Annotated in this window: 25 protein-coding genes; 14 read left to right on the top strand and 11 right to left on the bottom strand. The window is 70.5% G+C overall.

From position 1 onward, the window contains the following. The first annotated feature begins 14 nt into the window (after positions 1 to 14). Both QYS60_RS09530 and QYS60_RS09525 read left to right on the top strand, forming a co-directional pair. Positions 15 to 542 (top strand): adenine phosphoribosyltransferase, encoded by a 528-nt coding sequence (locus QYS60_RS09530; RefSeq protein ID WP_371383017.1) that lies wholly within the window; start codon positions 15 to 17, stop codon positions 540 to 542. A 91-nt stretch (positions 543 to 633) separates the two neighbouring features. After that, positions 634 to 2,940, top strand: coding sequence for a bifunctional (p)ppGpp synthetase/guanosine-3',5'-bis(diphosphate) 3'-pyrophosphohydrolase (locus QYS60_RS09525; protein WP_054374603.1), 2,307 nt, complete (start codon positions 634 to 636; stop codon positions 2,938 to 2,940). A gap of 35 nt (positions 2,941 to 2,975) precedes the next feature. On the opposite strand, the gene QYS60_RS09520 is transcribed toward QYS60_RS09525, so the two are convergent. The 3 genes from QYS60_RS09520 to QYS60_RS09510 all read right to left on the bottom strand — a co-directional run bounded on the left by QYS60_RS09520 (position 2,976) and on the right by QYS60_RS09510 (position 5,545). Beyond that, the gene (locus QYS60_RS09520; protein ID WP_371382994.1) at positions 2,976 to 3,773 is read right to left on the bottom strand and encodes a peptidylprolyl isomerase; all 798 of its coding nucleotides are present in this window, start codon (positions 3,771 to 3,773) and stop codon (positions 2,976 to 2,978) included. 111 nt (positions 3,774 to 3,884) lie between these two features. After that, the gene (locus tag QYS60_RS09515) at positions 3,885 to 4,673 is read right to left on the bottom strand and encodes a peptidylprolyl isomerase (RefSeq protein ID WP_371382993.1); all 789 of its coding nucleotides are present in this window, start codon (positions 4,671 to 4,673) and stop codon (positions 3,885 to 3,887) included. Further along, positions 4,673 to 5,545 carry a peptidylprolyl isomerase gene (locus QYS60_RS09510; protein ID WP_003935519.1) on the bottom strand — a complete coding sequence of 291 codons (873 nt, stop codon included), beginning with the start codon at positions 5,543 to 5,545 and terminating at the stop codon, positions 4,673 to 4,675. Before QYS60_RS09510 ends, QYS60_RS09515 begins: the two co-directional genes overlap by 1 nt. Positions 5,546 to 5,712: 167 nt before the next feature. Between QYS60_RS09510 and QYS60_RS09505 the strand changes: the two genes are divergently transcribed. Genes QYS60_RS09505 through QYS60_RS09490 form a run of 4 tightly spaced genes read left to right on the top strand, consistent with a single transcriptional unit; the run spans position 5,713 to position 9,093 of the window. Continuing rightward, the gene (locus QYS60_RS09505) at positions 5,713 to 6,396 is read left to right on the top strand and encodes an MBL fold metallo-hydrolase (RefSeq protein ID WP_200863123.1); all 684 of its coding nucleotides are present in this window, start codon (positions 5,713 to 5,715) and stop codon (positions 6,394 to 6,396) included. Between the two features lie 39 nt (positions 6,397 to 6,435). Then, on the top strand, positions 6,436 to 7,710 hold the full coding sequence (gene hisS, locus QYS60_RS09500; protein ID WP_003935517.1) for a histidine--tRNA ligase: 1,275 nt from the start codon (positions 6,436 to 6,438) through the stop codon (positions 7,708 to 7,710). After that, a complete protein-coding gene (locus tag QYS60_RS09495) occupies positions 7,697 to 8,341 on the top strand; it encodes a hypothetical protein (RefSeq protein WP_003935516.1) in 645 nt (214 codons plus the stop codon). The genes hisS and QYS60_RS09495 overlap by 14 nt, the downstream gene beginning before the upstream one ends. A 44-nt stretch (positions 8,342 to 8,385) precedes the next feature. After that, positions 8,386 to 9,093: a phosphodiesterase gene (locus QYS60_RS09490; protein ID WP_371382992.1), complete on the top strand. Its 708-nt coding sequence runs from the start codon at positions 8,386 to 8,388 to the stop codon at positions 9,091 to 9,093. A gap of 83 nt (positions 9,094 to 9,176) precedes the next feature. Here the strand turns inward: QYS60_RS09490 and QYS60_RS09485 are convergent, their stop codons facing one another. Continuing rightward, positions 9,177 to 9,671 (bottom strand): hemerythrin domain-containing protein, encoded by a 495-nt coding sequence (locus QYS60_RS09485; RefSeq protein WP_003935514.1) that lies wholly within the window; start codon positions 9,669 to 9,671, stop codon positions 9,177 to 9,179. A 102-nt stretch (positions 9,672 to 9,773) separates the two neighbouring features. Further along, complete coding sequence (ctaD, locus tag QYS60_RS09480) at positions 9,774 to 11,522, bottom strand: cytochrome c oxidase subunit I (RefSeq protein WP_003935513.1); 1,749 nt, start codon at positions 11,520 to 11,522, stop codon at positions 9,774 to 9,776. Positions 11,523 to 11,821: 299 nt separating this feature from the next. Here ctaD and QYS60_RS09475 point away from each other — a divergent pair, with 299 nt between their 5' ends. The 3 genes from QYS60_RS09475 (at position 11,822) to QYS60_RS09465 (ending at position 13,177) form a co-directional block, all read left to right on the top strand. Then, positions 11,822 to 12,238: an Hsp20/alpha crystallin family protein gene (locus tag QYS60_RS09475; RefSeq protein ID WP_003935512.1), complete on the top strand. Its 417-nt coding sequence runs from the start codon at positions 11,822 to 11,824 to the stop codon at positions 12,236 to 12,238. A 24-nt stretch (positions 12,239 to 12,262) separates the two neighbouring features. Then, a complete protein-coding gene (locus tag QYS60_RS09470) occupies positions 12,263 to 12,574 on the top strand; it encodes a hypothetical protein (protein ID WP_371382991.1) in 312 nt (103 codons plus the stop codon). 258 nt (positions 12,575 to 12,832) lie between these two features. Further along, positions 12,833 to 13,177, top strand: coding sequence for a J domain-containing protein (locus tag QYS60_RS09465; RefSeq protein ID WP_371382990.1), 345 nt, complete (start codon positions 12,833 to 12,835; stop codon positions 13,175 to 13,177). Between the two features lie 81 nt (positions 13,178 to 13,258). Here the strand turns inward: QYS60_RS09465 and QYS60_RS09460 are convergent, their stop codons facing one another. The 4 genes from QYS60_RS09460 to QYS60_RS09445 all read right to left on the bottom strand — a co-directional run bounded on the left by QYS60_RS09460 (position 13,259) and on the right by QYS60_RS09445 (position 16,941). Beyond that, the gene (locus QYS60_RS09460; protein ID WP_003935509.1) at positions 13,259 to 14,410 is read right to left on the bottom strand and encodes an amidohydrolase; all 1,152 of its coding nucleotides are present in this window, start codon (positions 14,408 to 14,410) and stop codon (positions 13,259 to 13,261) included. Between the two features lie 259 nt (positions 14,411 to 14,669). Further along, positions 14,670 to 15,863 carry a hypothetical protein gene (locus tag QYS60_RS09455; RefSeq protein ID WP_371382989.1) on the bottom strand — a complete coding sequence of 398 codons (1,194 nt, stop codon included), beginning with the start codon at positions 15,861 to 15,863 and terminating at the stop codon, positions 14,670 to 14,672. Further along, positions 15,860 to 16,228, bottom strand: a complete 369-nt coding sequence (locus tag QYS60_RS09450; protein ID WP_289379484.1) for a type VII secretion target — start codon at positions 16,226 to 16,228, stop codon at positions 15,860 to 15,862. The genes QYS60_RS09455 and QYS60_RS09450 overlap by 4 nt, the downstream gene beginning before the upstream one ends. A 35-nt stretch (positions 16,229 to 16,263) precedes the next feature. After that, a complete protein-coding gene (locus QYS60_RS09445) occupies positions 16,264 to 16,941 on the bottom strand; it encodes a TetR/AcrR family transcriptional regulator (protein ID WP_003935506.1) in 678 nt (225 codons plus the stop codon). Between the two features lie 197 nt (positions 16,942 to 17,138). Between QYS60_RS09445 and QYS60_RS09440 the strand changes: the two genes are divergently transcribed. Genes QYS60_RS09440 through QYS60_RS09425 form a run of 4 tightly spaced genes read left to right on the top strand, consistent with a single transcriptional unit; the run spans position 17,139 to position 22,142 of the window. Continuing rightward, positions 17,139 to 18,689 (top strand): amino acid permease, encoded by a 1,551-nt coding sequence (locus tag QYS60_RS09440; RefSeq protein ID WP_371382987.1) that lies wholly within the window; start codon positions 17,139 to 17,141, stop codon positions 18,687 to 18,689. Then, complete coding sequence (locus QYS60_RS09435) at positions 18,686 to 19,516, top strand: urea amidolyase associated protein UAAP1 (RefSeq protein WP_371382986.1); 831 nt, start codon at positions 18,686 to 18,688, stop codon at positions 19,514 to 19,516. The genes QYS60_RS09440 and QYS60_RS09435 overlap by 4 nt, the downstream gene beginning before the upstream one ends. Positions 19,517 to 19,518: 2 nt before the next feature. After that, positions 19,519 to 20,175, top strand: a complete 657-nt coding sequence (locus QYS60_RS09430) for an urea amidolyase associated protein UAAP2 (protein ID WP_054374749.1) — start codon at positions 19,519 to 19,521, stop codon at positions 20,173 to 20,175. Further along, positions 20,172 to 22,142: a 5-oxoprolinase/urea amidolyase family protein gene (locus QYS60_RS09425; RefSeq protein WP_371382985.1), complete on the top strand. Its 1,971-nt coding sequence runs from the start codon at positions 20,172 to 20,174 to the stop codon at positions 22,140 to 22,142. Before QYS60_RS09430 ends, QYS60_RS09425 begins: the two co-directional genes overlap by 4 nt. A gap of 60 nt (positions 22,143 to 22,202) precedes the next feature. Here QYS60_RS09425 and QYS60_RS09420 read toward each other — a convergent pair whose 3' ends face one another. After that, positions 22,203 to 22,562 (bottom strand): RidA family protein, encoded by a 360-nt coding sequence (locus QYS60_RS09420; protein WP_003935501.1) that lies wholly within the window; start codon positions 22,560 to 22,562, stop codon positions 22,203 to 22,205. A gap of 74 nt (positions 22,563 to 22,636) precedes the next feature. Here QYS60_RS09420 and QYS60_RS09415 point away from each other — a divergent pair, with 74 nt between their 5' ends. After that, positions 22,637 to 23,656 carry an Rv2578c family radical SAM protein gene (locus QYS60_RS09415; RefSeq protein ID WP_371382984.1) on the top strand — a complete coding sequence of 340 codons (1,020 nt, stop codon included), beginning with the start codon at positions 22,637 to 22,639 and terminating at the stop codon, positions 23,654 to 23,656. 1 nt (position 23,657) lies between these two features. Here QYS60_RS09415 and QYS60_RS09410 read toward each other — a convergent pair whose 3' ends face one another. After that, positions 23,658 to 25,067, bottom strand: a complete 1,410-nt coding sequence (locus QYS60_RS09410; RefSeq protein ID WP_371382983.1) for an amino acid permease — start codon at positions 25,065 to 25,067, stop codon at positions 23,658 to 23,660. Positions 25,068 to 25,320 lie beyond the last annotated feature (253 nt).

Genomic DNA, 25,320 nt, shown 5'->3' with positions numbered 1-25,320 from the left:
CCGGAATGCACGCTCTGATCGACCGTGCCGCAACGGCGGTCACCGCCCACACCCGCTGGGTCGACGACTTCCCGACACCCGGAGTCCGCTTCGCCGACCTGACCCCGGTCTTCGCCGACGGCGAGGCGTTCGGGGTGGTGATCGCTGCGCTGGCCGCCACCGCACCGGACGCGGAACTGGTGGCCGGGGTCGACGCCCGCGGCTTCCTGCTCGGCGGTGGGATCGCTCACGCACTCGGCACCGGCGTCCTCGCGGTACGCAAGGCGGGCAAGCTGCCCCCGCCGGTGAACACCCGCGAATACTCGCTCGAGTACGGCACCGCCGCCATCGAGATTCCGCAGGATTCGGTTCGGCTGCGCGGCCGGCGGGTACTCGTCGTCGACGACGTGCTCGCCACCGGCGGCACCCTCTCGGCGACGGCGGAGTTGCTCGACGCGGCCGGTGCCCTCGTCGTCGCGGTGGCGGTGGTGACCGAGATCGAGGTTCTCGGCGGGCGGGCGCGCCTGGAAAAGTACCCGGTGACGTCATTGGTCCGGCTCTGAGAGCTAGAGTTGGCGCAGGTGCCGGTGGTTCCGGACGACGAGGAATGCGCGACGGTACGCCCGGTGTGCATCGGCGACGGGAGGTGTGGGCATGACCCAGAATCTTGATCGGTCCCAGAACTCCGGTCCGACCCCGACCTCGGCGTCCACCTCGGCGTCCCGCCGGGTGCGGGCCAGGCTGGCGCGGCGCATTACCGGGCAGCGCAGCACCAATCTCAAGCCGGTGCTCGAGCCGCTGGTCACGATCCACCGCGAGCTGTACCCGAAAGCCGACCTGTCGGAGCTGCAGCGCGCCTACGACGTGGCGGAGGAGCGGCACGCGTCGCAGAAGCGCAAGTCCGGTGACCCGTACATCACCCACCCCCTCGCGGTCGCGACGATCCTCGCCGAACTCGGCATGGACACCACCACGCTGATCGCGGCGCTGCTGCACGACACCGTCGAGGACACCGGCTACAGCCTCGAACAACTCACCGCCGAATTCGGTGAGGAGGTCGCCCACCTTGTCGACGGGGTCACCAAACTGGACAAGGTGGTGCTCGGCACCGCGGCCGAGGGCGAGACCATCCGCAAGATGATCATTGCGATGGCGCGCGACCCCCGGGTCCTGGTGATCAAGGTCGCCGATCGACTGCACAACATGCGCACCATGCGCTTCCTGCCGCCGGAGAAGCAGGCCCGCAAGGCACGCGAGACCCTCGAGGTGATCGCTCCGCTCGCGCATCGTCTCGGGATGGCGACGGTCAAGTGGGAGCTGGAGGACCTGTCCTTCGCGATCCTGCATCCGAAGAAGTACGAGGAGATCGTCCGGCTCGTCGCCACCCGGGCGCCGTCGCGCGACACCTATCTGGCCAAGGTCCGCGCGGAGATCAACTCGACGCTCTCGGCGTCGCGGATCGAGGCCACCGTCGAGGGCCGGCCGAAGCACTACTGGTCGATCTACCAGAAGATGATCGTCAAGGGCCGCGACTTCGACGACATCCACGACCTGGTCGGCGTGCGGATCCTGTGCAACGAGATCCGCGACTGCTACGCCGCCGTGGGTGTCGTGCACTCGCTGTGGCAGCCGATGGCGGGCCGCTTCAAGGACTACATCGCCCAGCCGCGGTTCGGCGTGTACCAGTCTCTGCACACCACGGTGATCGGCCCCGAGGGCAAGCCGCTCGAGGTGCAGATCCGCACCCGGGAGATGCACCGCACCGCCGAGTTCGGCATCGCCGCGCACTGGCGGTACAAGGAGACCAAGGGCAGACACTCGGGCGACGCCACCGAGCTCGACGACATGGCGTGGATGCGGCAGTTGCTCGACTGGCAGCGTGAGGCCGCCGACCCCGGCGAATTCCTCGAGTCGCTGCGCTACGACCTCGCCGTGAAGGAGATCTTCGTCTTCACCCCCAAGGGCGATGTGATCACGCTGCCGTCCGGGTCGACCCCGGTGGACTTCGCGTACGCCGTGCACACCGAGGTCGGGCACCGCTGCATCGGCGCACGGGTCAACGGCCGGCTCGTCGCGCTCGAGCGCAAACTCGAGAACGGCGAGGTCGTCGAGGTCTTCACCTCCAAGGATCCCAATGCCGGGCCGAGCCGTGACTGGCAGTCGTTCGTGGTCTCGCCGCGCGCGAAGGCCAAGATCCGGCAGTGGTTCGCGAAGGAACGCCGCGAGGAGGCGCTCGAGACCGGCAAGGACGCCATCGGCAAGGAGGTCAAACGCGTCGGCTTGCCGCTGCAGCGCCTGATGAACGCGGACCTGATGCAGGCCGTGGCCAAGGAGTTGCGGTACGCCGACGTCTCGGCGCTCTACACCGCGGTCGGGGAGCACCACGTCTCGGCGCACCACGTCGTGCAGCGTCTCGTCGCGCTCCTCGGTGGGGTCGGCGGGGTCGAGGAGGAGCTCGCGGAGCGGGCCACGCCGTCGTCCATCCCGACCCGGTCCCGGCAGAGCGGCGACTCCGGCGTCCTCGTGCCCGGTGCCCCCGGGACGGTGTCGAAACTGGCCAAGTGCTGCACCCCGGTACCCGGCGACGAGATCATGGGCTTCGTCACCCGTACCGGCTCGGTGAGCGTGCACCGCACCGACTGCACCAACGCCGGATCGCTGCAGCAGCAGGCCGAGCGGATCATCGACGTCGAGTGGGCACCGTCCCCGTCGTCGGTGTTCCTCGTGGCCATCCAGATCGAGGCGCTGGATCGGCACCGGCTGCTCTCGGACGTCACGAAGGCCCTCGCCGACGAGAAGGTGAACATCCTGTCGGCGTCGGTGACCACGACGGGCGACCGGGTCGCGGTGAGCCGCTTCACCTTCGAGATGGGAGACCCCAAGCACCTCGGGCACGTCCTCAACGTCGTCCGCAACGTGGAGGGCGTCTACGACGTGTACCGGGTGACCTCCGCGGCGTAGGCCGGTTCAGGAACCGCCGATCGCCCGGCGGTGCCTCATCCCACGTCGGTGACGACGAGCGGAGTGAGGGGGCGGCCGCCGCCGAGCGGGCTCGAGCCGTCGTTGCCGGCCGCGGCGACGTCCTCGAGCACCTGCAGGCCCGGCTCGGCGACGGTACCGAACACCGAATACTGCGGATGCAGCAGCGAGTCGCCGAAGACGAGCAGGAACTGGCTGCCGTTGCTGTCCCGGTGTCCGGCGCCTGCCATCGCGACGGTGCCGCGGGGGTACACGACCGGGACGGGCAGATAGCCGTTCTCCCCGCGGACGACCGTGACGGGATACTCGTCGGCGAATGTGTAGCCCGGCCCGCCGGCCCCGGATCCGGTCGGGTCGCCGCAGCGGAGCATCTGCATGCCCGGATCGTCCGTCAGGTGATGACACTGCGTCCCGTCGAAGAATCCCTGCCGGGCGAGAGCGGCGAAGCTGTGCACCGCGCACGGTGCTGCGGAGCGTTCGAGGACCAACGGGACCGGTCCCGCAGACGTCGTCAGCGTGAGCTCCACCGTTCCGGTCGCAGGCACGGATGTCGACCCCGGCATGGTCGCCGTCCTCGCCGCCGGTCCGGCGGCAGGGTACGTGCAGGTGACCGTCGAGGCCCCCGGTTCGGGACGCGGCGGAAGAGCGGCATAGCCGGACGGGTCGAACCCGGCGGGGGCCGCGGGCGTGGTGGTCGTCGTCGACCGCAGCGTGGCCGGGGCAGGGGCGGTGGCGGACGCGGCACACGCCGCCGCCGCGAGTGCCGCGGCCAAGGTCAGGGCCAGGCGCGCAGCAATGGAAGTACTGGAGGTCACAGACACGGCACAGTAGACGATCGCGTCACGATCCGACAGACCCCGCCGGCGCCGGGGACGCGAACGCCCTGCCCGCCGAGGGGCGGGCAGGGCGTTCGCGGCAGGACCTGATCAGTCCGTGCGGACGGCCGTCAGCGTCGTCGCGGCAGCCGGCGGCCCGTCGGGTCCGCCGCCGTCCACCCCCGCCGCGGCGATCTCGTCGAGCGTCGCCAGACCGGCGTCGTCGATGGTGCCGAACACGGTGTACTGCGGCGGCAGGATCGAGTCCCGGTACACCAGGAAGAACTGGCTGCCGTTCGTGCCGGGGCCGGCGTTGGCCATTGCGAGCGTGCCCCGCGGGTAGACCATCGGATTCTGCGCCTGCGGATCCCCGGCCGCGTACTGGTCGGTGGGGAACTCGTTGGCGAACTCGTAGCCGGGTCCACCGGTGCCCGTGGCGGTGGGATCGCCGCACTGCAGCACCGACAGCGTCGGGTCGGTGGTCAGGCGGTGGCAGTCGGTGTCGTCGAAGTACCCCTGCGAGGCGAGCGACAGGAAACTGTTGACGGTGCACGGGGACAGCTCGCCCCGGAGAGTCAGGCCGATATTGCCCTGGGTCGTGGTGACGGTGACGCCGGTATCGGTGGTGGGGACGTTCTCGGCGCTCGGCGGCTGCACCGACTCGGCGGCCGGACGTCCGTCCGACGGGTACGCGCAGCTCACCGTTTCGGGCAGCGGCTCGGCACGCTGGGCGGGCAGGGCGGGGAAGTCGGACAGCGACGGGGCGGACGTCGGCGCCGCGGCGCTCGTCGTGGTCGTCGCGGCCCCGTCGTCCGGATCGTCCGAGCACCCGGCGAGCAGCAGCGCCATACCCACCCCGGCCACGGCCGTCCGGGCGAAGCCGGATCGAGTACGAGTCATCAGTCCATCCTGACACTGGTCAGCGAGATCGGCTGGGCCGGCGCGCCGTCCTGGCCGCCGCCCTCGACACCGCCCGCGGCGACCTTGTCGAGGGTCGCCAGGCCGGTCTCGTCGATGGTGCCGAACACGGTGTACTGCGGCGGCAGAACCGAGTCGCCGTACACGAGGAAGAACTGGCTGCCGTTGGTGCCGGGGCCGGCGTTGGCCATCGCGACGGTCCCGCGGGGATAGGTCAGCGGCTGCGTGGCCGCCGGATCCTCGGGTGCGTACTGGTCGGTGGGGAACTCGTTGGCGAACTGGTAGCCGGGACCGCCGGCCCCGGTGCCGGTGGGGTCGCCACACTGCAGCACGGCCAGCGTGTCGGACGTGGTCAGGCGGTGGCAGGCGGTGTCGTCGAAGTACCCCTGCGACGCCAGCGACAGGAAGTTGTTGACCGTGCACGGCGAGGTGTCGTTGTGCAGGACCAGCCCGATGTTGCCCTGGGTGGTCTCCACGCTGACGCTGATGTCGGTGTTGCCCTCCCCGGTGGTGAGGATGCCGTCCGTGCGGGGCGGCTGCACAGGTTTGGCGGGCTCGCCGGCGGCCGGATAGGCACAGTTCACGGAGTCCGGCAACGGTTCGGACCGGGCCGCCGGCAGCGCTCCGAACTCCGGCTGTGCCGGTTCGGTCGTCTCCGACGCCGCGGTCGAGTCCGCGCCGTCGTCGCGGGTGAGCACCCAGATGCCGACGCCGGCCGCGACGACCGCGACCACACCGAGCGCCGACAGGCCGATGGTGAGCTGGCGGCGCTTGCGCGCCCGCTGGGCCCGTCGTTCGAGCTGCCGCTCGAGTTTGCGTTTGGCGGCCTGGCGCCGCTGTGCGTTGCTCGGCACTGCAGTAGTCCTCCCGTAACCGATCGTCGTTGCCGGATCCGTCGTCGCCGCCGGCCTCCGGCTCGAGCCGGATCGAGTCTGCCACCCCAACCTGAGAACCGGTCGCCGGGGAGCCCGGCCTAGGCTGTAGGAGCCACACCGAGGCCCACACCGTAGGAGCGATGCCCGTGCTCGTCACCGGATTCCCCGCCGGGATGTTCCAGACGAACTGCTACATCCTCGCGCAGGACGACGCCGAGGACTGCGTTGTCGTCGACCCCGGACAGGATGCCGCCGAGCCCCTCGCAGATTTTCTGGCCCGGTCCGGGCTGACGCCGCGCGCGGTGCTGCTCACCCACGGCCATCTCGACCACATCTGGTCGGCGCAGGCCGTCGCCGACCGCTACGACATCCCGGCCTACATCCACCCCGACGACCGCTACATGCTGACCGATCCCGGTCGCGGTATCGGCCCGACACTGAAGCCGTTCCTCGAAGGCGCCGAATTCACCGAGCCGCGCACCGTGATCGAACTGGCCGACGGAGACCAGGTCGAGCACGCCGGCATCCGGTTCGTCGTCGATCACACCCCGGGCCACACCCAGGGCTCGGTGGTGCTGCGCACCCACGCGACGACCGCCGACGGCGACGACGTCGAGATCGCCCTCACCGGCGACACCCTGTTCCAGGGTTCGATCGGCCGCACCGACCTGCCGGGCGGCGACCACGAACAGCTGCTCGCGTCGATCGCGGCGAAACTGCTCGTGCGCGACGACGCCACCGCGATCCTGCCCGGACACGGCCCGACCAGCACCATCGGTCGGGAGCGGACGTCGAATCCCTTCCTGGCTGGGCTGACCGGCTCCCGCTGACCCCGGCCTCCGACCCCCGACGAGAGAAAGCAGCGACAGTTGAGCAAGCCCTCCACGTTCTCGGCGCCCAAGGGTGTACCCGATTACGTCCCGCCGCAGTCGGCGGAGTTCGTCGCCGTGCGCGACGGATTGACCCGCGCGGCGCGGCTGGCCGGCTACGGGCACATCGAGCTGCCGATCTTCGAGGACACCGGACTGTTCGCGCGCGGCGTCGGCGAGTCCACCGACGTCGTGAGCAAGGAGATGTACACCTTCGCCGATCGCGGCGACCGGTCCGTCACGCTGCGGCCGGAAGGGACCGCCGGAGTGATGCGGGCGGTGATCGAGCACGGCCTCGACCGTGGCCAGCTGCCCGTCAAGCTGAGCTACTCGGGCCCCTTCTTCCGGTACGAACGTCCCCAGGCCGGGCGGTACCGCCAGCTGCAGCAGGTGGGGGTCGAGGCGATCGGTGTCGACGACCCCGCGCTCGACGCCGAGGTCGTCGCCGTGGCCGACGCCGGATTCCGCAGCCTCGGCCTCGACGGGTTCCGCCTCGAGATCACCTCCCTCGGCGACGAGACGTGCCGCCCCCAGTACCGGGAGTTGTTGCAGGAGTTCCTGTTCGGGCTGGACCTGGACGAGGAGACCCGCCGCCGCGCCGAGATCAACCCGCTGCGGGTCCTCGACGACAAGCGCCCGCACGTGCGGGAGATGACGGCTGACGCTCCGCTCATGCTCGACCACCTCTCCGACACGGCCAAGGCGCACTTCGACGAGGTGCTGTCGCATCTGGACGCGCTCGGCGTGTCCTACACGATCAACCCGCGCATGGTGCGCGGTCTCGACTACTACACGAAGACCACCTTCGAGTTCGTCCACGACGGCCTCGGCGCCCAGTCCGGGATCGGCGGCGGCGGACGCTACGACGGCCTGATGGCTCAGCTCGGCGGGCAGCCCCTCTCGGGCATCGGGTTCGGTCTCGGGATCGATCGCACGGTGCTCGCCCTCGCCGCCGAGGGCAAGAGCGCGGGCAGCCCCGCCCGCTGCGAGGTGTTCTGCGTGCCGATGGGTGAGGCCGCCAAGTCGATGCTGGTCCCGGTCGCCCACCGGCTGCGCGCCGCCGGTATCCGGGTGGACCTGGCCTACGGGGGACGCGGCGTCAAGGGCGCGATGAAGGCCGCCGACCGCTCCGGTGCCGTGGTCGCCCTGGTCCTGGGGGAGCGAGAGCTCGAAGCCGGCGAGATCGTGGTCAAGGACCTGCGCACCGGCGAACAGCACACCGTGCCCCTCGACGACGTGGTCGCCCGGGTCGGGGACGTCGTTGCCGGCACCTGACCCGTCGGGACGTGCTGCGCCGACCCGTCTGGACCTGATCCCGACGCGGCTGCTCGCGCCGCGCGCCGGGAAGGTCGCGGCGTTCTCCCTCCTGATCGGCGTGGTGGCCGGTCTGCTGGTATACCTCGTGGCCAGCCCCCTGGTCGCGGTCGTGTGCGGGATGATCGTCGGGGTGCCGCCGGCGGTGGGTGCCCTGGCGGTGCTGCGCCGGCGTCGCTGGATCGACGGCACCACGATCACGGCGAAGGGGGCACTGCGCACCCGGCACGTGCAGCTGCGCAACCTCGCCGGGGTCGAACTGGTGGTGTCGGCGCTGCGGGTCAGTCAGGTGGTGCTGCGGCTCAACGACGGCGACCGGATCGTGTCGGTCCCGTTGGCGTTGTACGCGAACGGCGGCTGCCGGGAGCTCGATGTGCTGGCCTTGCGCCGGCTCGCCGACGCCCTCGCGGCAAGTGAGCTGGCCTCGGCCGCTGCGATGTCCTCGGTACTGGTGGAGCAGCTGCGGGCAGAGGCCCGCGAAGCGGGACTGGAGCAGCGGCCGCTGTACCGGGCGGTGCTGCTGGCCCGGGACGCCGGCCGCGTGCCGCAGACCACGCTCACCGATCACGAGGTGGCTTCGCTCGTCGAGTGAGCGCATGCCGATTGGTGTGCCGGCACCCCGGGTATGCGGGGCGCATGATCTCGATGCACACGGTGTTCGCCGTGCCGTTCCGGGCTGCCTCCGCGTTGCGCGGCGCCCGGGTGTTCCACCCGCACGGGGTGCTCTTCGAAGGTGAGGCGGAACTGACGCCGGGCTGGTGGCCGCGTTCGGTTCCGGCACGGGTACCGGTCACCGCCCGGTTGTCCGGCGCCGTGGGCACGCCCGACGGTGTGCCCGACATCCTCGGCCTGGCGCTGCGGTTGTCGCTCGAGAGCGGGCCCTGGGACATCCTGCTCGCCACGCTGCACGTGCCCACCAGGGCGGTACTTCTGCCGGCGCGAGGCTGGTCGAGCGCCCGGTACGGCTCCCTGATGGCATATCGCACGAACGTCGACCTCGCACCGCGGTGGATCTTCGCGCTCCCCGAGGGGGACCAGCCGTCGTCGACCTCTGTGCGGGAACTGGCGCGGCGCGGCGGTCCGCTGGTGTTCTCGTTGCATGTGGCCTCGGCCCGCGGGCCGCTCGTGCCGGCCGGACGCGTCACGCTCGAGCGCGAGGTGTACGCCTCCGACGAGGCGCAACCGTCGTTCGATCCGGTGCTCAATCGCCCCGCCTCGGTCGAACTGTGGCCACGGTGGCTCGTGCCGTTCCGTCGCGACGCCTACCGGGGCAGCCGCACCGGTCGCGGCGCGGCCGACGGGTCCGCGCCGAGCGGTCTGCCCACCTCCGCCGGCACTCCGTAGCGCCGGAACACCGTAGCCGGGGTGCGGAGCAACTCCGCACCCCCGGCCTTCGTGAACCGGACCGGTTGCGGTCCGGCGACGTGTCAGCTGACGACGGCGTCGATCGTCTTCTTCAGTGCCGAAGGCTGTGCGGGGGAGCGGGGTGCCTTCTCCTTCAGTTCGAGCATCCGTGCCCCGATCTCCTGCAGCTGCTTGCGGCCGAGTGCCTCCCGCACCTTCGGGAACCACTCCTCTTCCTCCTCCTCGATGTGGTGCTCGACGTTCTCGATGAGGACCGTCGTCTTCGCGTCGAACCGCTCGGCATCGGGCTTCATCCCTGCCAGCTCCATCACCAGCACGTCCGCCACATGGTGCTCCTCGAACGACTCGAGGATGTCCGATTCGAGGTCGGGCAGCAGTGAGCGCACCTCGGGGTACATGCCCTCGTTCTCGATGTAGGTGTGCACGGTCAGCAGTTCGATGATCCGTCCGACTATCCGACCCTTCTCCTGGTCGTCGTCCGCACCGCGGAACTCGCGGAACAACTTACGGATCTCCTTGTGGTCTTCCTTCAACAACACGATCGCGTCAGTGGACACCGGGCCTCCCGCCGAAGTGGTACTCGAGTGCTCGCCGCCGTGCGGGGCGTGTGCTCCAGATACCCCGGCGGGAGCCCGGTTACACCGGTCCGGCCGGCCGGGTCAGGTGCCCTTGGGTGTCCGGTCGGCGGTGTCCCGGACGTGGGGTTCCTCGGCGACCTCGGCGGCGTGGCGCCGGCCGACGCCGACGTGCGCCTCCGCCCGCATGGTCTCCACCATGTGCGGGTAGTGCAGCTCGAACGCGGGCCGTTCGGAGCGGATGCGCGGCAGCTCGTAGAAGTTGTGCCGCGGCGGCGGGCAGGTGGTCGCCCACTCGAGGGAGTTGCCGTAGCCCCACGGGTCGTCGACGGTGACGACCTGCCCGTACCGGTAGCTCTTGAACACGTTCCACAGGAACGGCAGGGTGGAGACGCCCAGGGTGAACGCCCCGATGGTCGAGATGGTGTTGAGCGTGGTGAACCCGTCCGACGGCAGGTAGTCGGCGTAGCGGCGCGGCATGCCCTCGTTGCCCAGCCAGTGCTGCACCAGGAACGTGGTGTGGAAACCGACGAAGGTCAGCCAGAAGTGCCACTTCCCGAGCCGCTCGTCCATCAGCCGTCCGGTCATCTTCGGGAACCAGAAGTACAGACCGGCGTAGGTGGCGAACACGATGGTGCCGAACAGCACGTAGTGGAAGTGCGCGACGACGAAGTAGGAGTCGTGGACGTGGAAGTCGAGCGGCGGGCTGGCGAGGATGACGCCGGTCAGGCCGCCGAACAGGAAGGTGATGATGAAGCCGACCGAGAACAGCATCGGCGTCTCGAACGTCACCTGTCCCCGCCACATGGTGCCGATCCAGTTGAAGAACTTCACGCCGGTGGGCACCGCGATCAGGAACGTCATGAACGAGAAGTACGGCAGCAGCACGGCGCCGGTGGCGTACATGTGGTGCGCCCACACGGCCATCGACAGGGCACCGATCGCGAGGGTCGCGTAGACCAGGCCGGTGTAACCGAAGATCGGCTTGCGGGAGAAGACCGGGATGACCTCGGAGATGATGCCGAAGAACGGCAGCGCAATGACGTACACCTCGGGGTGACCGAAGAACCAGAACAGATGCTGGTAGAGGAGTACCCCGCCGGTGGCCGGATCGAAGATGTTCCCGCCCAGTACCCGGTCGACCATCACCCCCATGAACGCGGCGGTCAGCAGGGGGAAGATCAGCAGGATCAGGATCATCGTGATGAAGATGTTCCAGGTGAAGATCGGCATCCGGAACATCGTCATGCCCGGCGCGCGCAGGCACACCACGGTGGTGATCATGTTGACCCCGCCGAGAATCGTGCCGAGACCGGCCACCGCGAGACCGGTGAACCACAGGTTGGCGCCGATACCGGGGGAGTGCAGATCGTCCGCCAACGGAATGTACGACGTCCATCCGAAGTCCGGTGCACCGCCGGGAGTGATGAGGGAGGCGGCGACGACGGTCGCGCCGAAGAGGTACAGCCAGTAGCTGAACGCGTTCAGGCGCGGGAAAGCGACGTCGGGGGCGCCGATCTGGAGGGGCAGGATGTAGTTGGCGAACCCGAACACGATCGGGGTCGCGTACATCAGCAGCATGATGCCGCCGTGCATCGTGAACAACTGGTTGTACTGCTCGTTGGACAGGAACTGCAGACCCGGAACAGCGAGCTCGCTGCGGATCAGCAGCGCCATCAGGCCGCCGATGAGGAAGAACGTGAACGACGTGACAATGTACATCAGACCGAGCATCTTCGGGTCGGTCGTGGTGACGAGTCTGTAGAACGTCGAACCCTTCGGCGCATACCGCGGCGGATACGGTCGGACGGCCTTCGTCTCGGTGACAACCATGGTGCCTCCTTGCGCCGCCCGGGGCGGCGACGTCACTGCGGCGCCGGGCGCTCCGCTCGGCCTGAGGGCATCCCGGAACCGCCGCGGCATCATGCGGTAGATCGAGCGTAACCAAACGCAGCCGCGCACGGGAGGTTTTGCGCCGTGGGATTGTCGCCTGGCCGCGCGGAATTCGCGGCTGTTCCGGGAACAAATCCTTGCCTTCATATGTTGTCGGTGGTACAAGAAAGGTGTAGCGGCAAACATAGATCGGCCGCTCTCCTCAACCGGCACGAAGAGAGTCTGTGGAGGTGGAAACGATGTTGATGCGCACCGATCCGTTCCGCGAGCTCGATCGCTTCGCGCAGCAGGTTCTCGGCACGGCGGCCCGGCCTGCGGTGATGCCCATGGACGCCTGGCGTGAGGGCGACAAGTTCGTCGTCGAGTTCGACCTGCCCGGCGTGGCCGACGATTCGCTCGACCTCGATGTCGAACGGAACGTGCTGACGGTGCATGCAGAGCGACCGGCGCGCGACCAGAGCCAGGAGATGGTGGCGGCCGAGCGTCCGCGTGGCGTGTTCAGCCGGCAGCTGTTCCTCGGCGAGAACCTCGATACCGAGAACATCGAGGCGACGTACGACGCCGGCGTGCTGAGGCTGACGATCCCCGTGGCGGAGAAGGCCAAGCCGCGCAGGATCGAGATCGCGGTGGGCGACAAGAAGGCGATCGACGCCTGACCCCCCGTGTCCGCGGAGACCGCCATGGACGCACTCGACCTGATCGCCGAACCGGCCCCCGTCGACGGTGCAGATCTCGAACTGCTCCTGCTCGATCTCGAGCTGGACATGCTCGAGGTGCCCCGGGCGCGACCGCCGGTGGACCTCCCGGGATGCCGGACCGCCGCGGTCCGGCGTCCACGGGGCCCGGTGTGCCCCCTGCGGCCGCCCGGCCGGGCCGGGACGCGGGCTCCGGGGGACGTGGTGGCCACGCAGCGCTCCCCTCCGGTCCGCACCCGATCGCCCGCGGAAGCCTTGCGAGACCCACGGAAGCCTTGTTGTGAGAAGGGACGGTGATACGACATCGCAGCAGTAGCGCAAGGCGCTGACGCGCGTGCCGCCCGCCCGGACGACAGCCACGAGGCGTCGAGCCGCTCAGCGGCCCGGAGTCGCTGAACCGGCCGGCGCACCGCCGGTAACGGCACCACCAGTGCGGGCCGCACCCGATCATCGCCGACGCCCGGCGGCCCCCTCCGTCGCGAGGTGGGCCGCCGGGCGTTCGCTCTGGCGGCCGCACCCGGCGCAGCCGACGACGAAAGCGAAAGGAGCGGGGCCGTGACCGGCAGCGAACCCGATCTCTACGCCGTACTGGACCTGTCCGATTCCGCCGGGCACCAGGAGATCACGGCGGCCTTCCGTCGCAAGCTCCGCGAGCATCACCCCGACCTCCGCAACCCGGCCCTCCCGTTCGGCCCGGATCCGGACGAGGAACTGCGCCGGATCGTCGAGGCCTATTCCGTCCTGCGCGACCCCCGTCGCCGCGCGGAGTACGACCGCCGCCGCGCCGGCCCGGTCGCCCGGACCGCGGCGCGGTCCGTCCCCGTGACCGTGCACCGCCCGGCCTCGCCTTCCGAGGCGGATCCGCCCATCCGGGCCGGACCCGTCCGTCGCCATCGGTGACCCGGCGCCGCACGGGCGCTTCTCGCGGAGCGAATGTGCCGCTCACTCGATCGGTCCGACGGCACGGTTCGTCCGCTCGCGTCAGGGGATGCGGGGTTCGTGCTTTCCGCCGTAGGCGAGGGCCAGCAGGGTGCGGGTCCCGTACACCAGGGCTCGTTCGTCCAGCACGAAGTCGGGCTGGTGGAGGTCGTGCCGCGGACTCGTCCCGTCCCAGACCCCCAACCGCGCCATCGCACCCGGGACGTGTTCGAGATACCACGCGAAGTCCTCGCCGCCGCTGGACTGTCCCGCCTCGGCGAGATTCTCGAGGCCTACCACGGACTCGATCGCGGCGAGCATCTCGGCCACCGCCTCGGGATCGTTCACCACCGGCGGAACGCCCTGCACGTACTCGAGTTCGTGGTCCACGTCGTAGGGTGCGAGCAGTTCCGCGACGCTGCGTCGTACCAGGGGTTCCACCGTCGCCCACGTCTCGTGCGACGCGCTGCGCAACGTGCCCACCAGTTCTCCCTCCTCGGGGATGGCGTTGCCGACATGCCCGGCCCGAACCCGTCCCCACGTCAGGACGGTGGCGGTACGGGCGTCGAGGCGTCGATCGAGCACCGACGCCAGACCGGTGACGAGCACGGCCGCCGCGTGGATCAGGTCACCGGTCAGGTGCGGACGGGCCGAATGGCCGCCGGGGGAGGACAACCGGACCGTGAGAACGGCCCCGGACGAGGTGATCGGCCCGGCGCGGGTGGCGAGCTTGCCCGCCTCGAGTTGCGGGGCGCAGTGCAGCGCGAAGATCCGGGACACCCCCGCGAGACCGCCCGCCGCGACGACCTCGAGGGCGCCACCCGGGGTTGTCTCCTCGGCGGGTTGGAAGATCAACCGCACACGCTGCGGGGGCGGGTGTGCCGCGAGCACGGTGGCTACCTCGAGCAGCATCGCGGTGTGGGCATCGTGCCCACACGCGTGACACACGCCGTCCACGGTCGATGCGTACGGCAACCCGGTGGTCTCCGTGAGCGGCAGGGCGTCGAGGTCGGCCCGCAGCGCAAGGCACTCGGTCGTGTCCGGGCCGACGTCGCACCACAATCCGGTACCGCCCGGCAGGGTCACCGGGTCCAGCCCGAGCGAGACCAGCTGATCGCGCACCAGCGCGGTGGTCCGGAACTCCGCGAACGACAGCTCCGGGTGGGCATGCAGGTCTCGTCGCCAGGCGACGACGCGGTCGTGGTCGATCGTCATCCCTCGAGAACTCCGTCGGGTCGGTGACAGCTACGGGCCGGCCGAGATCGAACCGGCTCGTCAGTCAGTTCACCACGGTCGCGGCGACCACGTCCCGGTTCTCGCGTTCGTCGACACCGTGTCCTCGTCGCCGCACAGATGTGACTCGGCGATCCCCCGACCTCGACGGCGCTGTCCGCAACGAATCCCCGATCACGGGCAGGCCGGTGACGAACGACCGGGTTCCCGTCCCACACCCTGCAGGACGGGAACCCGCGAATCACCAGTCTGCACCGTCCCCGATCACCGGTGCCGTCGCCGCCGGGAGCTCGCCGATCACGGCGGTGCTGTTCGCCGCGCACACCAGGATCGCCGGACGGGTTCGTCGGGGCGTGTCGTCGTCGGCGCGTCCGGTGGCCGGGATCGCGGCCGCGAGCGGGGGCCGGGCGGCCGGAGCGACGGCGGAAACGGGAGCAGTCACGGCCGACCGGGGGTTCGACGGGGCGCCGCCGAGACCGCCGACCGCGCCCCCGAGAGCCGCCGCACCTGCCGCGCCCAGCGGAATACCGCCCCCGCCCGGTGCGATGCCACTCGCGTTGCTCGCCGGGGCGGTGGCGGCGGCGACCGTGGGGGTCGCCGGTCCGGTGCCGCCTGCGAATGCCGCGGCCTGCGTCTGCGCCGGAACATCGCCGGGCGCACCGGCCGCGGCGACGATCTCCACGGTTTTCGTGGCCGTAGCGGCGACGTCCGCCGGAGCGGGCAGGCCGGGGTTGGCGACGGGGGCAGGCACAGCGATCGGCGCGGCGAGCGCATTCATCGCCGCGGTGTGGCCGAGCAGTTCGCCGCGAGTACGCGCGACCACCGCCAGCGCCGCGGACACGTGCTCGGCGGCGGCGGTGAGCAGCGCGACCTGTCCCGGTGGTGTCAGCGCGACGGGCGCCGTCGCGGTGGCGAAGGCCAGGAAGGACTGGGCGATTCCGCCGAGTTCGACGTTTCCCCGCTCGACACTCGCGGTCGCGGCGCGGGTGACCGCTCCGATCTCGTCGCCCCGCTCGCTCAGCTCGACCGCGCTGAGCTGTGCCTGGCGACCCTTGTCGAGCGCGGCCTCGGCGGGTGCCCCCTCCCACGAGTCCGGGAGCGCATGCAGTGCCGTGCGGGTCAGCGACGCCGCGCCCTCGAGCACCCGCGACGACTGCTGCAGCACCGCCGACGGGTCGAGCGCCTCGACGATCCCGGTACCGAACAGGGCGCCGAGATCACCCAGGGGACGCAGCAATTCGTCGATTCCCGGCATCGGTGGAACCGGAATAGACTGCAGCACTTCGGATATCGCATCGAGCCCGGATTCCGGCGACCACGTCGGCGGGGCTGGGGGCGGAGCGGGCAGCGGTAGGTCGAGGACCGGTCCGGCAGGGGACGCGCGGAGCGCGTCGAGGACGGTGGGCGAGGCGACCGGCGCCTGCTGCGCGATCATCGCGCGTCCCCGAGTCCCGCGACGGCCGCGCCGAGGCCCGCGGCGGTCGCGGCATCGAGCGTCTCGTACCGGGCTGCGGCGTCGTGCGCGGCGACACCGCCGGACGCGTAGACGTACGCCAGCTGGGCGACGGCGCGGGTGTGTGCACCCTGCGTGACGGCGAACGCGGCGACGAAGTCCGCGCCGATCAGGCCCATGGCCGGGCTCAGCGACGAGACGTTCGCCTGCAGATCGATTCCGCCCGCCCGGGCGACCTCCTCTGCGGCGCGCAGGGACGTGCTGCCGAACGCCCGCACCCCGTCGGGCACGACACGGACGCCGCCCCCCGTCGAGAACGAGCCGGCAGCGTCGAACAAACCGCTCATGATGACCCCCCAATCAGATTCGCGTGCGCAGCACTCTAACTCGAGGCGGCGACCCGGGCGACGAGTGCGCGGGCGACCTCGCGCACGGGCTCGACGGGTCCGGTGAACCCGAGGACGCGCAGCGCTGCCTCCGCCAGCACCTCGGGCAGGTCCGCGACGGCAGCCGTGTCCCCGTCGGCGCGGATGTTGATGGCGGATTCGACCAACCGGAACGGTAGGTCGGCGCGAGGGTCGTCGGCGTCCGCTCCGGCGGCATGACGGCCGAGGACGGCGACCGCGAGCCGGCGGTAGCACGCGCGCAGACCGGTCCGGGCGGCATGGAACTGCGTGAACCGGTCGGTGCGGACCTCCGGGAGCAGATAGAGCGCACCGAGATTCCAGCGCCCCGTGACGAGTTGCGCGGTGTCGAACAGCGCCAGGGCGTACAGCCGGGCCTCCGGGGGCGGGCCGTCGCCGAGCTGCTCGCAGAACGACAGGGTGGGGGCGACGGTCTGCTCGAGCAGCGCCGCGAGGATGTCGTCCTTGGTCGCGAAGTGGTTGTACAGGGAGGCCTGCCGGACGCCGACCGCCTCGGCGACGAGCCGCGTCGAGGTCGACGCGAATCCGCGGGTGGTGAACAGTTCGGCTGCGGCGTCGAGGATCTCGGCGCGTGCGGTGGAACCGGGCCGGCGTGGCCGGTGCAGTCGAGGGCGTCCGGGGCGGGCATGGGTCACGCCGTCGACGATGGCACAGATCCGGCGACGGCGGCGGGGCGAGCGCGTGGTGAGCAGACCGTCACACGGTGGAAACGTCGGTCACGAACTCGTTACGCCGCGGACATTCGGACAAGACGTGACCTCGCGAAAACTGTCACTCGACAGTTTTTCGACGGTCATCCGGCCGCCGCACCGCGCACAGAACGGACACCGCCATGAGCCTGACGCTCACCCGGCCGGCTGCCGCTGCACCGACCGCCTCGCACCAGGACGCGGGCGACCTGGGCGAATTCGGCTACCAGCAGCAGCTGCACCGCAACCTCGGCAGGTTCGCCTCCTTCGCCGCCGGCTTCTCGTTCGTCTCCATCCTCACGACCATCTTCCAGCTGTTCGGCCTCGGCTTCGGCTTCGGCGGCCCCGCCTTCTTCTGGACGTGGGTGGTGGTATTCGCCGGCCAGTTCACGGTCGCCCTGAACTTCGCCGAACTCGCGGCGCGCTACCCGATCTCCGGGGCGATCTACCAGTGGTCCCGCCGGATGGGCGGCGAGGTGGTCGGCTGGTTCGCCGGCTGGTTCATGATCCTCGCGCAGATGGTGACCGCCGCTGCCGCCGCGATCGCCCTGCAGGTGGTCCTCCCGGCCGTCTGGAGTGGATTCCAGATCATCGGCGACGACCCGTCGCTGACCTCCTCGTCCGGCGCCGCCAACGCCGTCCTGCTCGGGTCGGTGCTGCTCGTGCTCACCACGATCATCAACAGCATCGGTGTGAACTGGATGTCGCGGATCAACAGCATCGGCGTCACCTGCGAGATCGTCGGTGTCGTCGCCGTGATCGGGATGTTCTTCACCCACGCCGTCCGCGGCCCGCAGGTCGTCCTCGACACCGGCGTACCCGGGGCGAGCCCCGGGTACGGCTGGGCCTGGATCGTCTCCGGGCTCATGGCCGCCTACGTCATGGTCGGCTTCGGCTCGGCCGGCGAACTCGCCGAGGAGACCCGCAACCCGCGGCGGGTCGCACCGCGCACCATCCGCCTCGCCCTGTCCGTCTCCGCGATCGGCGGCGGCCTGATGATTCTCGGCGCGCTCATGGCCGCCCCCAGCCTCACCGACGGCCGCCTCGCCGCCGAGGGCCTGCCGTACGTGCTCGGCGCGATCCTGTCCTCACCGTGGGGCACGCTGCTCCTCGTCGACGTGGCCATCGCCGTGTTCATCTGCACCCTCGCGATCCAGACCGCCGCGTCGCGCCTGATCTTCTCGATGGCCCGCGACGAGCGCCTGCCCGCGTCGAAGATCCTGTCGCACGTCAACGCCCGTACCGGCACTCCCATCGCGCCGGCCGTGCTGATCGGCACGGTGTGCATCGGCATCCTCGCGGTGAACGTGGGCAACAGCGCGATCTTCGCCACCCTCTCGAGCGTGTGCATCGTGCTCATCTACCTCGCGTACCTGATGGTCACCGTGCCGCTGCTGCTGCGCCGGCTGCGTGGCGGCCCGTACGACGCCGCGGCGACCGACGCGGACGGCAATCCGCTGTTCTCGCTCGGCCGATGGGGTCTGCCCGTCAACGTCCTCGCCGTCGCGTACGGCCTGCTGATGGTGGTCAACCTGTCCTGGCCGCGCACCGAGATCTTCGACCCGGACGGCACCATGCCGCTGCTGCAGTGGGCCGCGCCGCTCACCGTCGCCGCCGTCGTCGCCCTGGGCGCCCTGTGCTTCCCGCGCCGCGCCGCGCACCCGAACCCCGTCACGATCGGAGCCCGAGCATGACCGACACCGCCACCACCCACGCCGCCAAGGCACACGCCCGAGCCCAGGCCGGCACCGTCACCGCCGGCATGCCCACCGTCCCCGCCTCGGCGCACCCGACCCCACCCGGCGGGCGCACCGCCGCCATGACCTGGGCCGAGACCGTGCCCGGCGGCCGCTACACCACCAAGGTCCTCGCCCGCGGCACCCGTCTGCGCCTGCGCGACCTCGACGGCGCCGCCTGCGCCCACCTGCTGCTGTTCCGTGCCGACGCCCCGCACGAGCGCCTCAACGTCGCCGACACCGTCAAGGTGCCGTGGCAGGCCTACCTCGGCGTCGGACATCCGCTGCTGTCGGACCAGGGCCGGGTGCTCGCCACCCTCGTCGCCGACACCTCCGGACGGCACGACGCGCTGTGCGGCACCACCCACCTGGCCGGCAACACCGTGAAATACGGTGCGGGCAGCCTGTATTCGCACGCACCCGCAGGCCGGGAGCTGTTCACCGTCGCCGCCGCCAAGCACGACCTGACCCCCCGCGACCTGCCGCCCTCGTTGTCGTTCTTCCACGGCGTGCGCGTCGACGGCGACGGCGCCCTGACCAGCACCGGCACCGCCGGGGCCGGAGCCTGCGTCGAGCTGCTCATCCATCTGCCGGTCATCGCCCTGATCGCCAACACCGCCCACCCCCTCGACCCGGCACCACGTTTCTCCACCACCACCCTCGAGGTGCTCGCCTGGCACGCCCCGCGCGACCTCGAGGACCTGCCGAACACGGACCCCGAATACCGGCGCGCCGTCCTCAACACCGAGGACGCCTGGACCGCCGCCACCGGAACGGAGCACTGATCATGACCTCGACCCTCGACCTGCCCGCCCTCGTGCCCGGGACGGTGATCCGTGACGAGATCGCCGGCGCCCGCGGACCCTGGTCGGCCGTCGTCGCCGCCGGCGACGTGCTCACCGTCGTCGACCTGCACGGCAACCAGGCCGTCGACACCCTGATCTACGACGCGCACGACACCACCGTCCGCTACAGCGCGCCCGCCACGATCGCTGCCCAGCGGCACCTGTTCCTCACCACGGGATCCGTGCTGCGCGCCGGCGACGGCGAGGCCCTCATGACCCTCGTCGCCGACGAGGTCGGCAACCACGACACCGTCGGCGGTGCCTGCTCGCAGGAATCGAACACCCTGCGCTACGGCCACCACACCAAGCATCAGCACGCGTGCGTCGAGAACTTCCTCGTCGAAGGGGCCCGGTGGGGCCTGGGCAAACGCGACCTGGTCTCCAACGTCAACTTCTTCATGAACGTGCCCGTCGACTCGGACGGCACCCTCGGCATCGTCGACGGCCTCTCCGCCCCCGGCAAACGCCTCGCCCTGCGCGCCGACCGGGACGTGCTCGTCCTCGTCTCCAACTGTCCCCAGATCAACAACCCGTGCAACGGTTTCGACCCCACCGAGGTGCGGATGATCGTGACCCGACCGGAGGCCCGACCGTCATGACCACCAAGATCACCGTCGACCGTCCCGGCATGCTCACCACGGTCCAGGACTACCCGGGTCGCACCGGCTACTGGCAGGTCGGGGTCCCGCCGTCCGGCCCGATGGACGACCTGTCGTTCCGCCTCGGCAACGCCGCACTCGGCAACGCCGAAGGCGCGCCCGGTCTCGAATCCGTCATGGCCGGACCGGCGCTGCGCTTCACCGACGCCACGCGGGTGTGCATCACGGGCGCCCCGGCGACCGTGCGGGTGGACGGCACGGTGGTCCCGCAGTGGCGTCCCGTCACCGTCCCCGCCGGTGGGGTGCTCGACGTCGGTGCCCTCGCCGGCCCCGGGCTGCGCGTGTACGTACTCGTGCAGGGCGGCCTCGACATCCCCGAGTTCCTGGGCAGTGCGGCGACGTTCACGCTCGGCCGGTTCGGTGGCCACGAGGGGAGGACGCTCGCCGAGGGGGACGTGCTCGTCGTGGGGGAGTCGGCGACCGGGCCGGTGGCCCCGGTTCCCGCCGAGCACGTCCCGGCCATGACCACGCGCTGGGAGATCGCCGTCACCGAAGGGCCCCACGGCGCACCGGAGTTCTTCACTCGCACCGATATCGACACGATCTACGCCACCGAGTACGAGGTGCACTTCAACTCCGACCGCACCGGCGTGCGGCTGATCGGGCCGAAGCCGCGGTGGGCCCGGCCCGACGGCGGGGAGGCGGGGCTGCACCCGTCGAACATCCACGACAACGCCTACTCTGTCGGCGCCCTCGACTTCACCGGCGACACCCCCATCCTCCTCGGGCCCGACGGGCCGAGTCTGGGCGGATTCGTCTGCCCTGTCACCGTCGTCGCGGCCGACCGGTGGAAGCTGGGTCAGCTCGCCCCCGGGCACCGGGTGCGGTTCGTGCCGGTCCGCGCCGAGCACGCCGCGTCGCGGCGGGCGCTGGGCGTGGCCCGTCGCGCCGGGCTGGCACTGGTGGTCTCACCCGGTGGCGACGGCGACGACGGCGTACTCGCCCGCCGCGACGGCGACACGGCGGTCGCCTATCGGCGCAGCGGCGACGACAACGTCCTCGTCGAGTACGGCGACATGACCCTCGACCTCGCGCTGCGGGCTCGGGTGCACGCGCTGCACCAGCGGCTCGACGCCGAACGCCCCGCGGGCCTGCTCGAGCTGACCCCCGGCATCCGGTCACTCCAGGTCAAGGTCGATCCCGACGTGCTCCCGGTGCCGACGCTGCTCGGCCTGCTCGCCGAGGCGGAGGGGCAGCTCCCGGCGAGCGACGAGCTCGTGGTGCCGAGCCGGCGGGTGCGCCTGCCGCTGTCGTGGGACGACCCGGCCACCCGCGAGGCGATCCAGCGGTACATGCACGGAGTGCGGGCGGACGCGCCGTGGTGCCCGTGGAACATCGAGTTCATCCGCCGGATGAACGGCCTCGGATCGGTGGACGACGTGTTCGACACCGTCTTCGCCGCCGACTACATGGTGCTCGGCCTCGGCGACGTGTACCTCGGGGCGCCCGTCGCGACGCCGCTCGACCCGCGGCACCGGCTGGTGACGACCAAGTACAACCCGGCGCGGACGTGGACGCCGGAGAACGCCGTCGGCATCGGTGGGGCGTACTTGTGCATCTACGGCATGGAAGGGCCCGGCGGCTACCAGTTCGTCGGCCGCACGACCCAGGTGTGGAACCACCGGCACCCGCAGCCGGCGGGCCCGTTCGAGGCGGGAACGCCCTGGCTGCTGCGCTTCTTCGACCGGATCTCCTGGTATCCCGTCGAGCCGGAGGAACTGCTGGACCTGCGCGCCGACCTCGCGGCCGGCCGGGGAGGGGGAGTCGAGATCGTCGACGGCACCTTCTCGCTCGCCGAGCACGAGCGGTTCCTCGTCGACCACGCTGCGTCGATCGACGCCTTCCGGCAGGTGCAGTCGGTGGCATTCGCCGCCGAACGTGCCCGCTGGGAAGCCGGTGGCGCATAGCACCGGTGTGTCCTTCGGGTTGCTGGAGCAGCCCGAAGGGCACACCGGCGGCGCAGCCGCCTACACGACGGCGTCGGCCTCGATCTCGATGAGCAGGCTCTTGTCGATGAGGCTCGAAACCTCGAGGATGGTGGACGCCGGGCGGATCTCGCCGAACACCTCGCCGTGCACGAGTGCGGCCTCCTCCCATCGCGACATGTCGGTGAGATACATGCGCGTGCGGATCACGTCCCGCAGCGAGGCGCCCGCCTCGCCCAGCGCGGCCTCGATGGTCTCGAGCGCGGCGCGCGTCTGGTCGGCGAGAGTCTCGCCGGCGCCGGTGGTGCCGGACACGGCGATCTGGTTGCCGATGCGCACGGCGCGCGAGTAGCCGATCTTCGGCTCCCATTCGGAGCCGGACGAGATGTTCACACGGGTCATGGCACGGGATTCTGTCAGGCCGTCCCTGCGCGCCCGCGCTTGACTGCAATTAGCACGTATGTTCGACTGACTGCATGCGGTGGGCGGCACAGACTCTCGACGTCGACGACGGCGCGCTCCCGGGCCTCGAACGGGCCGGGCTCGTCCGCAGCGTCCGGACTCCCGACTTCGACGGCATCACCTTCCACGAAGTGCTGTGCAAGAGCGCGCTGAACAAGACGCCCGAGGCGTCCCAGCTACCGTTCCGCTTCACCGTCAACACCTTTCGCGGGTGTTCGCACGCCTGCCGGTACTGCTTCGCCCGGCCGACGCACGAGTACCTCGACCTCGATGCGGGCCGAGACTTCGACAGCCAGATCGTCGTCAAGACCAACGTCGCCGCGGTCCTGCGCCGCGAACTGGCCCGACGGTCGTGGAAGCGCGAACACGTCGCCCTCGGCACCAACACCGACCCCTACCAGCGGGCCGAGGGGCGCTACCGGCTCATGCCCGGCGTCATCCGGGCCCTCGCCGAATCCGGCACCCCGTTCTCCATCCTCACCAAGGGCACGTTGCTGCGCCGCGACCTGCCGTTGCTCACCCTGGCCGCCGGACAGGTCGACGTCGGGGTTGCGGTGTCGCTCGCGATCGGCGACCCCGAACTGCAACAGCAGATCGAGCCCGGCACGCCCACCCCGAAGGCGCGGCTGGACCTGATCCGCGCGATCAGCGACGCCGGCCTGCCCTGTCACGTCATGGTCGCGCCCGTCATCCCGTACCTCACCGACTCGAGCCGGCACCTCGACGACCTGCTCGGCGCGATCTCCGCCGCCGGGGCCACCGGCGTGACGGTGTTGCCGATGCACCTGCGCGGCTCCACCCGTGGCTGGTTCCTGTCGTGGCTGGGCCAGGAACATCCGGCTCTGATCCGGCGGTATCGGCGGATCTACGGCCGCGGCGCGTACGTCTCGCCGGAGTACGCGACGTGGCTGAAGGACCGAGTCGATCCGCTGGTGGCCCGCTACGGCCTCGGCCCGCGTGCCACCGAGCACCGGCGCCCGGTCGCGGTGTCGCCGCGACCGGGCGCAGAATCGGCGGATCCCACGTTGTTCTGAATCAGGTGGTTTCCGGGACGCGGTCGGCGACCTCGGCGTTCGTCTCCGCCGACGGAGCGGGACGGCGGCGCTGCCGGTAGATCCCGACCCCGATGACGACGGCAGCGAGGGCCGAGGACGTCAGCATCTGACTGCGGGTGCTCTCCAGCGCGACCATGCCGACGCACAGCGCGACGATCGCGGCAATGGTGACCCGGGTGAGATAAGGGAACAGCCACATCTTCGGCGACAGCTCCCGGCCCTGGGCCTCGAGGGACCGCCGCATACGCAGCTGCGATGCCGCGATGACCAGCCACACGAACAGGGCAATTGCGCCGGAGGAATTGACCAGGAACAGGAACACCGTCTCGGGGTAGAGGTAGTTCAAGCCCACGGTGAGGAATCCGACCACGGTGGAGACGAGAACCGCGTTGCGCGGCACACCGGACCGCCCGATGGTGGCCAGTGACGGCGGGGCGTCACCGCGGCGCGACAGGGAGAAGATCATCCGGCTGGCGGTGTACAGGCCCGAATTGAGGCACGAGAGCACCGACGTCAGCACGATGACGTCCATGATGGTCGCGGCCGCCGGGATGCCGTAGGAATCGATGACCGCCACATACGGGCTCAGTGCCACCGAGGCGTCGTCCCACGGCAGCAGGGTGACGACGACGGCGATCGAGCCGATGTAGAAGATCAGGATTCGCCACACGACCGACCGCACCGCCTTGCGCACCGCCTCGGCGGGGTTGGCGGACTCGCCGGCGGCGATGGTCGCGATCTCGGCTCCGAAGAACGAGAACACCACGACGAGGACGCCCGCGAGCACGGCACCCGTCCCGTTGGGGAAGAAGCCGCCGTGACCGGTCAGATTGCTCATTCCCGGCGCCTCGACGCCGGGCAGCAGGCCGCAGATCGCGAGGACGCCGAGCACCAGGAATGCGACGATCGCCGTCACCTTGATCGCGGCGAACCAGAACTCGAACTCGCCGAACGACTTCACCGACGCGATGTTGGTCAGCGTCAGCACGACCATCAGCGCCAGCGCCCACGTCCACTGAGGCACGCCGGGCATCCAGCGGTTCATGATGACCGCTCCGGCGGTCGCCTCGATGCCCAGCACGATGATCCAGAACCAGGCATAGAGCCATCCGATGGAGAAGCCGGCCCAGCGCCCGATGGCCCGGTCGGCGTACGCCGAGAACGACCCCGTCTGCGGATTCGCCGCCGCCATCTCGCCGAGCATGCGCATCACGAGCACGACGACGACTCCGGCGAGCGCGTAGGCGACCAGCACTCCCGGACCGGTCTCCCGGATCGCAGCGCCCGAGCCGACGAACAACCCTGCACCGATGACCCCCGCGATCGCGATCATCGACAGGTGCCGCTTCTGGAGCGTGTGCCTCAGTTCGGGCTCGGCACGGTTCGACATGGAAACCCCTTCACAACCAGGTTCGGTATCGAGTGTGATGTACCTCTCGACTGCCTGAGTCTGAGGTTCCCCGTCCGGCGTCGTAATAGACACATCGGCGAGCGAAAGGTTCCCAGCTTTGACGAAACGGCAGATGTACGCCGACGGCCTGGGGTTTTCCGGCGGGCCGACCGGCCGCGGACGGAACGACTTAACGGGAAGTTAACGGACGCCGTCCGGACAAATTCGGCATCTCGGCCGCCGGCAGGGCGCG

Origin of the sequence: Rhodococcus sp. GXMU-t2271 (assembly GCF_041414735.1) — a bacterium.
Classification (GTDB): domain Bacteria; phylum Actinomycetota; class Actinomycetes; order Mycobacteriales; family Mycobacteriaceae; genus Rhodococcus; species Rhodococcus indonesiensis.
This window is presented reverse-complemented; position numbering and strand designations above follow the sequence as displayed.